Consider the following 14,544-nt stretch of genomic DNA (forward strand, 5'->3'; position numbering starts at 1 on the left):
TAAAATAGCCCCGGGATCGACGGCCCCGGGTCGGGTTCAGGACCCTGTGCCGTCGCCGACGGCTTCCAGCACGAGGACGTCCTCGACGGTGACGGTCGTCCCGATATCCCGATCTTTGGTCGTGACCGATTCGCCAGTGACCAGATCCCGCGTTCTGACCTCGACGTCGAGCCAGACGTCGATTGGTTGCTCGCCGAAGTTCAGCGCGATCACGAGCGTCTCGTCGCCGTGTTCGCGGGCGTAGGCGACGCCGCGATCGCTGTCACAGTCGTAGTCGATCTCGCGCAAGTCCCCGCGCCGGAGCGTCTCGCGGTCGTTGCGGAGGCCGATCAGCCGGCGGACGAACGGCGTCAGTTCGTCGTCGGCGCTCCACTCCATGTCGCCGCGGTAGGCCAACATTCCGGTCTCCTGGCCGTAGTAGACCAGCGGCACGCCGGGAAGCGTCATCGTCGCCGCCGTCGCGGCCTTTAGCGGCTCGCGCCCGCAGGCCTTGAGATAGCGCGTCTCGTCGTGGTTCTCGACGTAGCGCATCATCTCGGCGCGGGGCGGAAACCCCTCACGAGCCGTGGCCTCGACGGCGTCGAGCACTCGCTCGGCGGGTTCGTGGCCCTCGCCGATCCCCCGGAGCATGCCGTAGAGCGTCGTATCGTAGTGCAGGTCGAAGTTGAGTTCGTGGTAGGCGGGGTCCCGAGGGATGACCTCGTCCAGCAGCAGGAAGTCGTCGTCGATGGCCCGGGTGCGCTCCCGTACTTCCTGCCAGAAGCCGGGATCGAGCGCCCAGGCGACGTCACACCGGAAGCCGTCGACGACGTCGGCCCACTCCTCGACCACGGAGAGGACGTGCTCGCGCACCGCCAGGCTGTCGTAGTCCAGATTCGGGATGTTGTACCAGTTGAAGTAGAACTGTGCCTCGCCGTCCTCGAACTCGTACCACTCCCGAAATTCGTCGACGCCCGCGTCGGCCAGCTGGAAGTGCGGGTGCGAGCGCGCGGTGTGGTTGACGACGAGGTCGAATATGAATTTGATCCCGTGGTCGTGCAGCGTCTCGACCAGGGATTCGAGATCCTCGCGCGTCCCGAGGTCGCCGGCGGTTTTGAAGTAGTCGAGCGTGTCGTAGCCGTGAGGACCACCGGGGGCGTCGTCGCCCCGCTGAGGACTGACCGATTCGAGGATGGGTGTCAGCCAGAGACAGTCGACGCCCAGCCATTCCAGATACGGGACGCGACGTTCTATCTCCCGAAAGGTCGTGTCCGCCGCGCCCGCGAACGATCTGGTAAAGACCTCGTAGATGACGGCATCGCCGATCCACTCCGGCGGATCGTTCAGGTGCTCGACGTGACCATCGCCGTCGATGGCGACCGCGTCGGCGACGGAGTGGCGCGAACCCACGGCGACGGCGTGGACGCGAACCGAGTCCTCGATCGTCGACAGCGGCATCGTAGCGACGGTCCCCTCGACGTCGAGGTCACGGCCGAGGGCCCCACGATCCCTGTCGTCGACGTAGAACTCCACGTCCAGATCGGCGGCCGATTCGCCAGTGGTCGGTCCCGGCAGCGGGTTCGCCTCGATCCTGACAGTCCCGTCCTCGACGAGGGCGTCGAGTGTCACGCGCGGTTTCTCCGGCCCTTCCACCGTGCAGTGAGCGTCGACGGCCTGATCGCGTCTCATTCCGGGGACGAACATCGCCTTGTGGTCGCCTGGCGGGAGTTCGGTCTCGAAGACGTACTCGCCGTGTTCGACCCGGGGCGTGTCGGCCCCGAAGCGATGGTCGTTGAACGTCCCGGCCACGGAGATATCCTCGAATTCGTGGTCGGGCAGTCGGTCGGGGTCACAGGCGAACTGCGCTGGCCTGCGCGGGTCGGGGAACGCCCGGACGGTCTGGGTGTGTGTCCCGTCCGGCGCATCCAGTTCGAGCCGGTAGACGCCCGGCTCGTCGGGTGCGAAGTGGATCACTGGCCCCGTCTCAACTGTGGCGTCGCTGTCGGGCGGTGCCGCTGTGAGCGTCCAGGTGAACGCGTCGGCGAGAGCGGGATCGGGCTGGCGCGGGGCCAACTCGACCGAGTCGCCGACCGTGCAGAACCGCGGTGGGCCTGGATGGTGCATCGATAGACTGACTCGCGTGTGGACAGTTAGCACTGACGGATCCGTTCGAGCGGTGATCCGCTGTCACGACTCGGGCGGCGTAGCTGTTTTGTGAGTCGACCCCCAGGCTCTGGGTACGAACGCGATGAGAGCCCGTATTCGGGACCGCCCCGCAGATCGCCCTCCCCGAGCGGCAGTCGGACGATGAGCGACGCCAGCGGCTCCCCCAGCGGACGGGAGTACGGCCGTGTCTTGTTCGTCTGTGGCTGTGCGCTGGCGCTGGTCCTCTCGTCCGCACTCCTTCCGGCGGTCGCCGCGCCGTTCGGGCAGACGCCGGTCGAGTCGCTGTTCGCCGGCCAGCAGGCCGAGCGTCTCGGTGGCGACCTGGGTGCGCTCAACCCCGGCCAGGAGACGACCGTCGGGGGGCTGCAGACGGGCGACGGACGGGCCTTTCGATCCCAGAGTACGGCCGTCCACTTCCTCGTCGAGGCGACCGAACCGGGCTACTGGCGGACCGGCGCGTACGACACCTACACCGGCAGCGGCTGGCAGCGCTCTGGCGAAACCACGACCGAGGCCGAGAGTCTCGCCGTCGATGGTCTCGTGAATCGGACCGTCAGCTACGAGGTGCGGTTGAACCGCTCGGCGTCGGCGCTGCCGACGGTGTGGCGACCCCAGCGGATCGCGACCGACACTCAATTCGGGGTCACGCCGCAGCGCGCCATCCGGGCGGAGTCGCCGCTGTCTCCCGGAACGACCTATCGCGCGACCAGTGCCGTCCCGCCGCGGGATCCGGCGGTGCTCTCGACGGCCGGGCGGGACTATCCAGTAGCGATCGAACAGCGCTACACGCAGTTGCCCGGCGTGGCGAACACCCGGCTCGAATCGTTCACCGACCGACTGACAGCCGACGCCGAAACGCCCTACGAGACAGCGACGCAGATCGAACAGTGGCTCGAAACGAACAAGACCTACTCGCTGAACGTCAGCCGGCCAGACGGCGATTCGATCGCCTCCGACTTCGTCTTCGAGATGGACGCGGGCTACTGTGAATACTTCGCGACGTCGATGGTCGCGATGTTGCGAACCCAGGGCATCCCCGCGCGATACGTCGTCGGCTACTCGACCGGCCAGCGCACGGGCGAGAACACCTACACCGTCCGCGGGATGAACGCTCACGCCTGGGTCGAGGTCTACTTCCCGGACGTGGGCTGGGTCCGTTTCGACCCGACGCCCGGCAGCGACCGCCTCGACGCCGAGCGACAGACCCTCCAGCGCCAGCGCCCCGGTGCCGGCTCGTACAACCACACCGAGGAGGGGAGCCCGGGCGAGAGGTTCTCGCCGAACGACACCGATCCCGACCTCTCTGCGGAGATCCCCGACGGAATCCTCGAAGGGCCGAACTCGGATAATTCGACCGAGGACTCCGCGGATGGGACGGACGGGAACATCTACGACGTGACGCTCTCCAAAGAGCCGGTCCCGGGACGGTTCGTGATGGTTACCGTCGAGCGCGACGGCGATCCAGTGACTGACGCGGTCGTGTCGTTCAACGGTCAGTCGATCGGACAGACCGGCTGGACGGGCCAGGTCAAGGGCGTGGTCCCTTACGCCGAACAGCTGAACGTGACTGTCCGCGTGAACGAGACTGAGGGCGTGGTGATCCCGGAGAACGGCACGGATATCGACTGGGATGCCACCAGCTCGGCCGTCCCGTTCGAACCCCGTAGGGCGGTCGGAGACGCTGAGACGCTGTACGCGGTCGAGCCCATCGGTCCGGATACGCTCTACGCGACCGAACTGCGAGGGTTGTCCGAGCGGCCACGCCCGACGATGCGCGCCAACAACACGACACGGCGGACGTACGATCTGCCGACTGACGCGGCGCTGTCGCTGTCGGGGACGGTCGCGACCGGTCAGGACGTCCTGCTGACGGTCACAGTCGACGGCCAGCCAGTCCCCGCTGCGACCGTCGAGCGCGACGGGCGTGTCTTGGGTCGGACCGACGCCAGGGGTCGGCTCGAACTGACGCTGCCGGAGGAACCGGGCGAGGTCACACTGTCGACCTCTCGCGGGGCGGTCGCCGGCAATCGGACGCTGACGCTCGCGTCGCTCCGACTGGACGTCGAACCACGAGCGCCCGTGGCACTGCCCTGGACCGGGGTGACGGTGACGGCCAGACTCGGCAACGAGACGGCCGCTGGCGTCCCAGTGAGTATCGACGGCGAGCGCGTCGGGACGACCGGCGTCGACGGCCGACTCACGACCGCGCTCCCGTTCGATGACAGTGCGACGGTGGCGGTCGTCGCCTACGGCCAGCGCGAGACGGTGACCGTCGACGGGCTGTTCGTTCGCCTGGGCGTACTCGCACTGACGGCCGGAACGCTGCTAGTCGGCGTCGCACTCGTCGTTCGGCGGCGTGACCTCGCGGCCGGCCGACTCCTCGACCGGATCGTCGCCGCCGTTCGCTCGTCGCCGGCAGTGCTCGTCGGCGGGCTCGTCGTGGTCGCCGATGGCCTCGCCCGAGTCGGATCCCGCGTTCGCGACAGCCTCGACCGCTCGCTGGCGCGAATCCGATCGCTCGTCGCGGGCGAGATCTCACCGCGAGAACTGCTCGTGCGCACTCGGTCGTGGCTCGCGTCGGCGGTAACAGCGATCCGCGGCGGGCGAGAGCCAGCCCCCCAGTCGGTCGACGATACTGACTACGTGACGATCCGAGAGGGATGGGCGACGTTTCTGGAAGCCGTCTCGGTCCGGAACCCGGAGACGATGACGCCGGGGGAACTCGCGACCCACGCTGTCGAACGCGACGGACTGCCGCCCGAGGCCGTCAGATCGCTTCGGGACGCGTTCCGCGCCGTCGAGTACGGCGCCCGCCCGCCCGACGCGCATTGTCGCGCCGTCGAGGAGGCAGTCGACCGACTCCAGCGGGAGGGGCGCGAATGAGCCGCCTCCGGCAGGCCGTCGGCGTCGTCGGGCTGCTCGGATCAGTGCTGGTGCTAGCGCTGGTCCTGTCGCCGGCGACGGCCGCTATCCGACCGGTCGAGCTCGTGGCGTCGGCGCTGCCGACCGACCAGCCCGACCTGCTCGTCGCCGGGGTCGGGCTCGTCGTCGGGCTGGCGGCGACGGTGCTCTCCAGGGTCGGTTCGGACGATCCCGTCCCGCCGCTGGTATCGATCCCGCCCGAGCCAGCCCAGTCGTCGACAGCGACGACCGGGCAGGAGTTCGCCGACGCCGTCGAGCGGACAGACCGCGAGAAGGAGATCCAGGATTCTCTCAGGACAACGGCAGTCGCGACGCTGGTCCAGCAGTCGGGGTTCGATCCCGACCGCGCACGGACCGCCGTTCGGGAGGGGGCCTGGACAGACGACCAGCTGGCGGCCGCGTTCGTCGGCTCCGGTCCGTTTCCGCGGGTGTCGCGACTCCGCGCGTGGCTCGATCCTGTCGCCGAGCGTCGCCGCCGGGTCGAACGCACACTCCTCGCGATCGAACGCCTGCACGCCCGGAGAGGTGACTAGTCGTGGCACGTCGGAGACACCATCGCTTCAGCGTCGCGCTCGCGGGAGCGCTGCTGGCGGCCAGTGTCGCGCTGCTGTATGCGACCCCGTCGGCGTTCCTGCTGGCGATCGTCCCCCTCGGATACGTCGTCTACGGGGCGCTCTCGTCGTACCCCGACCCCGAGATCGAGATCGAACGGTCGCTCTCCCCCCGGGCGGCGACGCCCGGTTCGATCGTCACCGTCACGCTGACCGTCAGAAACGCCGGATCGCGACTACTGGCTGACGTTCGCGTCGTCGACGGCGTCCCCGCGGAACTGGCGGTCGTCGCTGGGTCGCCGCGAGCGTGTCTGTCGATCCCGGCCGGCGAGCGTCGGACCGTTTCCTACGACGTGCTGGCGACCCGCGGCGACCACGACTTCGAGGCGACCAGAGTCATAGTGCGCTCGATCAGCGGGACGCGATTGCGCACTCGCCAGCAGCCGGCGGCGGGAGCGCAGATCCTCTCGTGTTCGACGGCGGTCGAGCAGGCCCCGATCCGTCGGTCGACTCGCTCGCGAACCGGGACGCTGGCGACCGACTCGGGCGGGGCCGGCCTGGAGTTTCACTCCACCCGTGAGTACCGCTCGGGCGATCCGATCAGGCGGATCGACTGGCGGCGATTTGCCCGGACCGACGAACTCTCGACGATCGACTTCCGCGAGGAGCGCGCCGCCCGGCTGGTGATCGTGATCGACGTCCGGCCGCCGAGCCGGCGGTCGCCACATGCAGGCTTTCCGACCGGGGCCGAGCTGTCGGGATACGCGGCCGAGCGAGCCTACGAGGCGCTGACCGCGGCCGGCCACCAGGTCGAGATCACTGCGATCGGCCTCGACGACGTCGACGTTGACGGTGTCCGAACCGTCGACGGGCTCCCGTGGATCGACTCCCCCGCGGCCGGCGGCTCGGACGCCGCGGCGCGACAGTTGTTCGACGCCGTCTATCGGGCGTCGACTCGTGCCGACGCTACTGTCGCGACCGACGGCAGTGGCACGGCAGATCCCGAAACGACGGGCAAGCGCCTCCGCAGCCGCCTGCCCACGGACGCCGAGGTACTGCTGGTCTCTCCCTTGCTGGATCACCTGCCACGGGCGCTCGTCGAGTCGATCACCCCTCAGGATGTCGCCGTGACGGTAGTGAGTCCCGACGTGACCGCGGCCGAGACGGTCGGTGGACGTCTCGCGGCACTCCAGCGAGAGAACCGCCTCCGAGCGATCCGCGCCGGTGGCACGACGGTCGCCGACTGGGCGCTCGCCCAGCCACTGGACGTGGCCTTGGAAACGGCGCTCAGACTGGAGGGGTCACGGTGATACGGCCGGTCGACCCGGACTGGCAGCCGACACGGTTCAGCATCGCCGTCGTCGTGGTCGTGACTCTCGGGACGGCGTGGCTGCTGCTCGACGCCGGCGGGCTGAGCAGTCGGGCGCGGTACAGCGTCGCGGGTGCAGCGGTGCTGGCAGTGCTGCTGTGGCTGCTCGCGAGCGAGCGCTGGCGGGTCGCCGGTGCGGCGCTCACGGGGGTCGTGTTGCCCGCCGTCGGCGGTGCGGTCCTCGCAGGCGTCGGGTACACGTTCACGTCCCAGGTTCGGCGCAGCGTCCCGGTCGGCGCTGTCTTTCTGGTGCTCGGGGCGACCGTCGCCGTCTTCGGTGCGACTGCTCTCGTCCGCGACGTCCTCGACCGCGAGACCCTGGTCGAGTGCCTCCGTGCGGGCTTCCGTACGACAGTGGTCGTCGGTGCCGCGATGACCCTCGCCGCACTCCTGCAGTTCGATTCGGTCGGCCGACCGGTCGGCGATCCGATCGGCGTACTGGTCGATCCGAACGCGACCCTCCCGCTGGCGTCGTTTCTGGTCCTGCTCGGAGGAGCGCTCTACGGAACGCGCGCGGCTATCCACGCGTTACCGGCGGAGACCGTCCTCGACGGCGCACTCACTCCCGAGACGCGGGCCGCTCTCGTGGCGCTCGACCGGGCGCTCTCGCGGGCGGCGCTCCCGTTCGGACTCACGACGCTACCGGTCGTGGTACTCGAACTCGGGCAGTCGAATCCCTACGCGTGGCTCCCCGCCGGCCTCGTCGAGGCACTCGGCGTCGTCGTCGGATTCGGACCGCTGCGGGCAGTGTTAGCCCTGTTTACGGTCGTCGCCGTCGTCGCGCTGGCACTCTCCCGCTTCCTCCAGTCGACGTCCCGTCGCTCGGAGAGCGAGACGCTGGCGGCAGTGGTACCGTACGGGAGCGGGCTGGTCCTGTCGGTCTGTGCGATCCGGTTTCACGGGCCGTTCCTGTCGGCGCTGACCGGGCGGATCGAACGACAGCTCCCGGTGCAACTGGTCGTCCCCTTCCGCGAGGTGCGCACAGAGGCGCTGTCGGCCTACGGCGGGGAGTTGCTCGCGCTCGTCGTCGTGACGTCGTTGCTGGTCGTCTCCCTCGCGATGGTCGCACTCGCCGTGCTCTCGGTGACGTTCGGGCTGGGAGACAGCCCTGCCCCTGGCGCGTCGGTCGCCGCCGCCGGGCTGTTCACGACCGCGGTCTTCGCAACGGTCCTCGGCGTGTCGCTACTGCTCGCACTGGTCGGCGTCCTCGCGAGTCTGCTGGTGTGGGACGTCGGGGAATTCGGGGGGACGCTCGGCCGGGAACTCGGCTCGCAGGCGGAGCCGGTGCGGACGGAACTGGTCCACGGTGGCGGGACGCTGCTGGTCGGCGTGGGCGCAGTCGGCGTCGCCCTGGGGCTCGACCGGCTGCTCACCGATCCCGGCGTCGGCTCGACGGTCGGGGTCGTCGGGCTGGTCGGAGCTGTCGCGTCCGTGCTCTTGCTGGTCGTCGCCACTCGCTGATTCCGACAGCTGACGCCAGTCTCACTCGCTCGCGACGGCGGGCACGGCGACTCGCGAGAGGACGTCGCTGATCACGCTCTCGGGCTCGACGCCGTGGACGCTGGCCTCCGAGCGCAACACGAGCCGGTGGGCGAGCGTAGCTACGGCTCCCTGCTTCACGTCCTCGGGGACGACGTAGTCCCGGCCCGCGACGACGGCCCGGGCACGGGCGGTCTCGAACAGCCGCTGGACGCCGCGCGGGGAGACGCCGACCTCGACGCGGTCGTCTTCGCGGGTGGCTCGCCCGAGGTCGACGACGTAGTCGCGAATCTTCTGGTCGACCCGGACGCGCTCGGGCACGGTCTGGAGGGACAGGACCGCCTCGCTGTCGAGGACGGGACTGACGCTCGGCATCCGCACGTCGCGGTCGGCCCGACGGTCCAGCAGTTCGCGCTCCTCGCCTCGGCCGGGATAGCCGAGTCGGGTCTTGACGGCGAAGCGGTCGCGCTGGGCCTCTGGCAGGGTGAACGTTCCCCCCTGTTCGATGGGATTCTGGGTCGCGATGACGAAGAATGGGTCTGGAAGGCTGTGCGTCTCGCCGTCGACGGTGACCTGGCGTTCGCCCATCGCCTCCAGGAGCGCGGCCTGGGTCTTCGGCGGCGCGCGGTTGATCTCGTCGGCGAGCACGACGTTGGCGAAGACCGGGCCGGGGACGAACTCGAAGTCACCGCTTCCTTTGTCGTAGACGTTCGAGCCGGTGATGTCCGCCGGGAGGAGATCGGGGGTGAACTGGATCCGCTGGAAGGAAAGTCCGAGCGCGTCGGCGAAACTCCGGGCCGTCAGCGTCTTGCCCGTTCCGGGCACGTCTTCGAGCAGGACGTGTCCGCGCGCGAGAACGCCGACGAGCACCGTCTCCAGCACCTGCCGGTCGGCGACGACGGCCTCGCTCACCCGGTCGAGGACGTCACGACAGCCGGCGGCCGCTTGCTGGGTGTCCATACCCGCTCGGTAGGACTGGCCGACCTAAAGCCTCCCGCTCGCTCGCGGTCGGGGCTGAAAAACAGTTAAGGTCCTTCTCTGAGCATACCAATGTAATGTCGAACGCAGCCGATCGAGACAGTGTCGACCGTCAGCTCGCGAGCGTCTCCGACGTACTCGCGATTCCGGCCAGCACCGTCCAGATAACCCGTGTCAGACTCAATCAGCTGGGCTCCGAACTCGAAGACCAGTCGATGGCAGTCGTCGGCGCGACGACGCTGGCGCTGTCGGCTCGCGAGGACGGTCTCCCGATCACGGTCGCCGACATCGCGGAAGCGTGGTCCGAGTCCCTCGAAGAGGGGTCGATCGACCCCGGATCGATGACGGCCCTGTTCGAGGACATCGCGGCCAGTCTCGACATGGATGGGACACCGCCGGAGCCACGGGCGCTGATCGAACGCTACGGCGCGGAACTGGAACTCCCGGACGGGATCGTCGTCGTCGCCAAACGGATCCTCGAAGACGCCTTCGAGATCGAGCCACAGACTGTGGCCGGCGGCACGACACCGGCGGCGACGGCCGGGGCGGTCCTCTATCTCGCGACTGACGTCAACGGAGTCGAAGGGATCGACGAGGACGACCTGGGAGAGGTATCCGAGACCAGCCAGGTGACCGTCCGCAATCGCTACAAGAGTCTCCGCGAACTGCTCGGCGAAGACCACCTCACGAGCGCCGAGCGCTACCAGCTCGATCCGGACACCGGCGCGCCGATGTCCGCCAGCAGCGCCCCCGCCTCCGCCGACGGTGGCGACGCCGAGGCGGCCCCGGCCGGCGACACCGAAACGACCGAACCCGAAACAGCCGAGGCAGAGCCAGAGGCGGACGCCGACGCGGCGACTGATACGGCGGCCGAAGCGCAAACAGACGATGTGAGCGCGGAGATCATGTCGGTGATCCAATCGCTGTTCCCGGACGAGCTGCCGACGACCGATCAGGTCGCAGAGGAACTCGGAGCCGACGCCGAAGAGATCGGCGAGCAACTCGAAGCCCTGGCCGAGGCCGGCGAGATCGAGCGCAAGCGCGCCGGGACGACCGTCGTCTGGCTCCCCGGCGAGCGCGAGAGTCTCAGTCCCGACCTGACCGAGGACGCCGTCCAGAACGAGGTCGACGCGCTGGCGGAAGCCCTCGATATTAGCGCCTCTGTCCGACTCTTTGCCCGGGGGCTCGTCAGCGACGCCGTCGAAGACGTCCCCGTCGAGAACGCGGGCGAACTCGCGGGCGCGGCCCTGCTCGCAGCCTGTCGGATCAACGACGTCGACGTCGACGCGAGCGATATCGCGGCGGCCGGCGACGTCCAGGCCCGGACGCTCTACGAGTGGCTGGACACGCTCTCGGACGCCGTCGACGTCGAGATTCCGACGCTCGACGCCGACACCTACGTCGAGCGGCTGGTCGAGACGCTCGACCTGGACGAGTCGGTTCGCGAGGAGAGCCTGCGGGCGCTCGAACAGTACGAACCCCGGCCGGACGACCCCGAGTACACCGCGCCCGAACTGGCCGCGGGAGCGATGGTGTTCGCGGCGACCGTCGGCGGCGCGGCCGTCGATCCCGAGAACCTCAGTGAGGTCAGCGGGGCCGACCCCGAGTTCATCTCCGACGCGATGAACTCGATCCTCGTCTCGTTGTGTCTCGGGCTGGTCCGCGGTGACATCGACTACGCCGAGACGAGCTGGACCAGCGACCTGCTCGAGTCCGAACTCTCCCCGGACTTCGGCGACTCCGAGACCGGCAAAGCGATCGCACTCGCCAAGACGTACTGCGCCGGCCGGGAATCGCAGTACGTCGACGACGCGACCATCGACGTGCTCGTCGGCGAGTAGACCCCGAACGAATCTGGGCCGAATGCGCTCGTAGCGCACGAAAGGTTAAGTGGGAACCGCCGCCATCTGGTGGTAGGGTGAACGCGTGAGTACCGCACCGTCAGAGCGGGGTGTCGTGCTGGTCGTCGAAGACGAGCGCCATCTCGCGGATCTGTACACCGACTACCTCTCCGAGCAGTACGACGTCCGCACGACGTACAGTGGCGACGAGGCCATCGACATGCTCGCCTCGGACATCGACGTCGTCTTGCTCGACCGCCGGATGCCGATCACCTCGGGCAACGAGGTGCTCGCTGCCATCGAGGAGAACGGACTCGATTGTCGCGTCGCGATGGTCACTGCCGTCGATCCCGACTTCGAGATCATCGATCTGGGCGTCGACGACTACCTGGTCAAGCCCGTCAGCAAGAACGCGCTGCTGGACGTCGTCGATCGGCTGTTGACGATCGCCGAGTATAGCGACCGACTCCAGGAGTTGACCTCGAAGAAACTCAAACGGAACGTCCTCGAAGTCGAGAAACCGGAGTCAGAACTCGAAGAGAGCGACCGCTTCGCCGAGCTGGAGGCCGACATCCGACGACTCGAACGTGACGTCGATCGACTCTCCGAAGCGCTCGACGAAGACGACGTGCTCAGACAGCGCTGAACCGTTGGACGGCCAGAAACTGGCTACTGCTCAGGAGTCTTTCCGTTCGACGACGTCGCCGAGGGTGTACTCGCCGGTCGAGGAGCCGCCTTCCCACTCGGCGTCTTCGGGCTCGCTTCCCTCCGAGAGGTCGATGTCGAGCGCGCGTTCGAGTTTGCGCTGGACGTCGTCGCTCGGAAGTGTCTCGCCGTGTTCGAGTTTGCGAATCAGGCTGGCCTTCTCGTTGAGCTGCTTGGCGAGCTCTTCCTGGCTCAGACCGGCCGATTCGCGGGCCGACCGGATGCGCTGGTCGTAGTCCTGTGCGATCTCGTCCATCTCGTCGAACATGTCGCGCCGACGACCGCCGCCGCTCGATCCCCCGGACCCGCCGGTCGACGATCGGCTCGATCCCGAACTCGACGACCCGGAGGAACTCGACCCGCTCGAAGAACTCGTCGAATACTTCGTGCTCGTCGTCGAACTCTCCTTGGTCTTCACTTCGGTCCCGAACTCGGTACACTCGTCACAGACCTCAAGCTCCGCCCCCTCGATCTTGACGGTGTTCGGTGAGTTCGTCTCCGTCCCGCACATCTCACACTGAACCATACTGGTCCATAGCCCGCGCCGTGTGATAAATCGTACGCCGGTTCCCGTCTCAGCGTCCCCGGCCCGGTCTCACCAGCCCAACAATCGATTGATCCCGCGCAGATACACGCTCCAGAGGACCCTGATCGGGGCCGTCATGGTTGCGATCTGGTCGGCGAACCCGCGCGCCACAGTGGAGGGACGCTCGACGACGTTGGTCCCACAGCAGGGACAGCGATACACCGTCATCCTGATCCGGCGTTGCAACTGCCAGTCGCCGTCGGGTGGACTCGTGTGGTCACACGCCGGACAGATCAACGCCGACTTCGGTGGGGGATCGTCGGTGGAGGGCGACGTCATATCTCGGCCTAGGTGCTGGACGGCAATAAATTTCGTGGTGCTTAAAACCATCAAAAGTAATTATACTCCATTATAGTCCATCCTCTGTTCGAAATCGTTCCGAACGTTCCGTGGCCGGCAACTATTTGGACGCCGGTCTGTAGCTACCGGGTGTGAACTGGAACCACCGGTTGCGCAACAGCTTCATCACGGGGTTGATCCTGATCGCTCCACTGGTGATCACGATCATCGTCCTGCAGTTTCTGCTGGGCTGGCTGACCGGGTTCGTCAGTCCGGTCGTCGACGCGATCAATCTCGCGCAGGTGACGGGCAACATCGAGTTTCTGGCGCAGTTACTGGCGCTGGCGATTCTGGTGCTGTTGATCCTCCTTCTCGGGTTGTTCGCCCAGTGGGGGCTGGTCGATCGGTTCTCCGGTGGGTTCGGGCGCGTGATCAGCGTGATCCCGATGGTCAGGGTGATCTACGCCAGCGTCCGGCAGGTATCGAACTCGCTGATGAGTTCGGGCAGTCGCTACGAGAGCGTCGTCCTCGTCGAGTGGCCCCGGAAGGGGACCTACGCCATCGGATTCGTCACCGCCGAGAGTCCCGAGCCGGTGCAGACGATCACCGGTGAAGCCTACAACGTCTACATCCCGAACAGTCCCAATCCGACCAACGGCCACCTGATGATGCTCCCTGACGAGGAGGTCCACGAGATCGACATGTCCGTCCGTCGGGGGATCCGGCTGATGGTCACGACCGGGATGGCCGAGACAAGCGAGGACCTCGAAGAACTCGAAGCCGAGGTCGACGTCAACTTCGAGGAACTGGTCGAGGACGACGACGAGGGTCGAGACGCCCAAGCGCCGACAGAATCGGAGCGAACCGAATCGGAGCGCGACGAATAGTTACATATACGCCGCGTCCCAGCGCGTGGGTTTGCGGCTGTTGCCACAGCTGTCACACTCGATGCGCCCCATCGCGTCCATCGCATTGGCGAGCTGGTCGCAACTGCCACAGTAGTAGCCGTAGCGGTCGGTCCCGGCTTCGTCGGCATAGACGGTGTGGAACGCCGCCAGCGAGCCACGGTCGGACTCGTCGCGGTTGACGTAGACGGTCGTCCCGTCGTCGAGTGCGAGCTCTTGCATTCCAGAGGGCGTCTCGATGTAGATGTTCTCGACGTGCGTCCGGCCGTCGATGTCGATCTCGCGTCGGCCGACCTTCGTGAAGCCGTACTTGCCGAAGAAGCTGTTGCCCTCGGTGTTCTCGGCGAGGACGCGACCCTGGACGGAACTCGCGCCCTGGTCGTGGAGTCGATCGCGGGTCCGCTCGAACAGTTCGGTCCCGACCCCCTCGCCCCGATAGGCGGGGTCGACGTGCAGCCACAGCAACATCGCTTTTTGCTGGCTATTTTGACTCTCCTCGAAGACGACCGTCTCTTCGAGCGTGCTCTCGGAGAACCCGACGACCTGCTCGTCGATCTCGATGACGAGCAACAGGCGGTCGTCGTCTTCGAGCGTCTCGGCGAGTCGGTCTTCGCCGTACCACTCCTCGACGGCGCTGGTGATGGCTTGCGGGCTCAGCGAGTAGGACGTCTCCAGAGACCGACGGGCGATGTCTCGAATCGCTGGACGATCGGCTGGCGTGGCGCGGCGGACAGTCATAGCAGTCGATTCGCCCTCCGGGACCAAAAAGACAGACACTCCGGGC

At 67.5% G+C, this 14,544-nt stretch carries 12 protein-coding genes; 7 read left to right on the forward strand and 5 right to left on the reverse strand.

The window, feature by feature from the left end:
• Positions 1-36: 36 nt before the first annotated feature.
• Positions 37-2,103: an alpha-amylase family glycosyl hydrolase gene (locus DV733_RS13170; RefSeq protein ID WP_049992455.1), complete on the reverse strand. Its 2,067-nt coding sequence runs from the start codon at positions 2,101-2,103 to the stop codon at positions 37-39.
• Positions 2,104-2,286: 183 nt separating this feature from the next.
• Between DV733_RS13170 and DV733_RS13175 the strand changes: the two genes are divergently transcribed.
• Genes DV733_RS13175 through DV733_RS13190 form a run of 4 tightly spaced genes read left to right on the forward strand, consistent with a single transcriptional unit; the run spans position 2,287 to position 8,448 of the window.
• Complete coding sequence (locus DV733_RS13175; protein ID WP_079979339.1) at positions 2,287-5,028, forward strand: transglutaminase domain-containing protein; 2,742 nt, start codon at positions 2,287-2,289, stop codon at positions 5,026-5,028.
• Positions 5,025-5,600 (forward strand): DUF7269 family protein, encoded by a 576-nt coding sequence (locus DV733_RS13180; protein WP_049992456.1) that lies wholly within the window; start codon positions 5,025-5,027, stop codon positions 5,598-5,600. Before DV733_RS13175 ends, DV733_RS13180 begins: the two co-directional genes overlap by 4 nt.
• Positions 5,601-5,602: 2 nt before the next feature.
• Positions 5,603-6,928: a DUF58 domain-containing protein gene (locus tag DV733_RS13185; RefSeq protein ID WP_049992457.1), complete on the forward strand. Its 1,326-nt coding sequence runs from the start codon at positions 5,603-5,605 to the stop codon at positions 6,926-6,928.
• Positions 6,925-8,448, forward strand: a complete 1,524-nt coding sequence (locus DV733_RS13190) for a DUF7519 family protein (RefSeq protein WP_049992458.1) — start codon at positions 6,925-6,927, stop codon at positions 8,446-8,448. Before DV733_RS13185 ends, DV733_RS13190 begins: the two co-directional genes overlap by 4 nt.
• 21 nt (positions 8,449-8,469) lie before the next feature.
• Here DV733_RS13190 and DV733_RS13195 read toward each other — a convergent pair whose 3' ends face one another.
• Positions 8,470-9,426, reverse strand: coding sequence for an AAA family ATPase (locus tag DV733_RS13195; RefSeq protein ID WP_049992459.1), 957 nt, complete (start codon positions 9,424-9,426; stop codon positions 8,470-8,472).
• A gap of 95 nt (positions 9,427-9,521) precedes the next feature.
• Here DV733_RS13195 and DV733_RS13200 point away from each other — a divergent pair, with 95 nt between their 5' ends.
• Entirely contained in the window at positions 9,522-11,285 is a 1,764-nt protein-coding gene (locus DV733_RS13200; RefSeq protein ID WP_049992460.1) for a hypothetical protein, read from the forward strand.
• 85 nt (positions 11,286-11,370) lie between these two features.
• Positions 11,371-11,931 (forward strand): response regulator transcription factor, encoded by a 561-nt coding sequence (locus DV733_RS13205; protein ID WP_049992461.1) that lies wholly within the window; start codon positions 11,371-11,373, stop codon positions 11,929-11,931.
• 30 nt (positions 11,932-11,961) lie between these two features.
• On the opposite strand, the gene DV733_RS13210 is transcribed toward DV733_RS13205, so the two are convergent.
• Positions 11,962-12,516, reverse strand: coding sequence for a multiprotein bridging factor aMBF1 (locus DV733_RS13210; protein ID WP_049992462.1), 555 nt, complete (start codon positions 12,514-12,516; stop codon positions 11,962-11,964).
• A gap of 69 nt (positions 12,517-12,585) precedes the next feature.
• The gene (locus DV733_RS13215) at positions 12,586-12,855 is read right to left on the reverse strand and encodes a hypothetical protein (RefSeq protein ID WP_049992463.1); all 270 of its coding nucleotides are present in this window, start codon (positions 12,853-12,855) and stop codon (positions 12,586-12,588) included.
• A 152-nt stretch (positions 12,856-13,007) separates the two neighbouring features.
• On the opposite strand from DV733_RS13215, the gene DV733_RS13220 reads away from it, so the two are divergent.
• Entirely contained in the window at positions 13,008-13,742 is a 735-nt protein-coding gene (locus tag DV733_RS13220; RefSeq protein WP_079979341.1) for a DUF502 domain-containing protein, read from the forward strand.
• Here DV733_RS13220 and DV733_RS13225 read toward each other — a convergent pair whose 3' ends face one another.
• A complete protein-coding gene (locus tag DV733_RS13225) occupies positions 13,743-14,498 on the reverse strand; it encodes a GNAT family N-acetyltransferase (RefSeq protein WP_049992464.1) in 756 nt (251 codons plus the stop codon).
• Positions 14,499-14,544 lie beyond the last annotated feature (46 nt).

The sequence above is a fragment of the Halapricum salinum genome (genome assembly GCF_004799665.1).
Taxonomy (GTDB): Archaea; Halobacteriota; Halobacteria; order Halobacteriales; family Haloarculaceae; genus Halapricum; species Halapricum salinum.

Coding starts and splice junctions, on each gene's coding strand:
- DV733_RS13210 (WP_049992462.1), bottom strand. CDS start 12,516: ATGGTTCAGTGTGAGATGTGCGGGACGGAGACGAACTCACCGAACACC.
- DV733_RS13170 (WP_049992455.1), bottom strand. CDS start 2,103: ATGCACCATCCAGGCCCACCGCGGTTCTGCACGGTCGGCGACTCGGTC.
- DV733_RS13225 (WP_049992464.1), bottom strand. CDS start 14,498: ATGACTGTCCGCCGCGCCACGCCAGCCGATCGTCCAGCGATTCGAGAC.
- DV733_RS13200 (WP_049992460.1), top strand. CDS start 9,522: ATGTCGAACGCAGCCGATCGAGACAGTGTCGACCGTCAGCTCGCGAGC.
- DV733_RS13180 (WP_049992456.1), top strand. CDS start 5,025: ATGAGCCGCCTCCGGCAGGCCGTCGGCGTCGTCGGGCTGCTCGGATCA.
- DV733_RS13215 (WP_049992463.1), bottom strand. CDS start 12,855: ATGACGTCGCCCTCCACCGACGATCCCCCACCGAAGTCGGCGTTGATC.
- DV733_RS13195 (WP_049992459.1), bottom strand. CDS start 9,426: ATGGACACCCAGCAAGCGGCCGCCGGCTGTCGTGACGTCCTCGACCGG.
- DV733_RS13175 (WP_079979339.1), top strand. CDS start 2,287: ATGAGCGACGCCAGCGGCTCCCCCAGCGGACGGGAGTACGGCCGTGTC.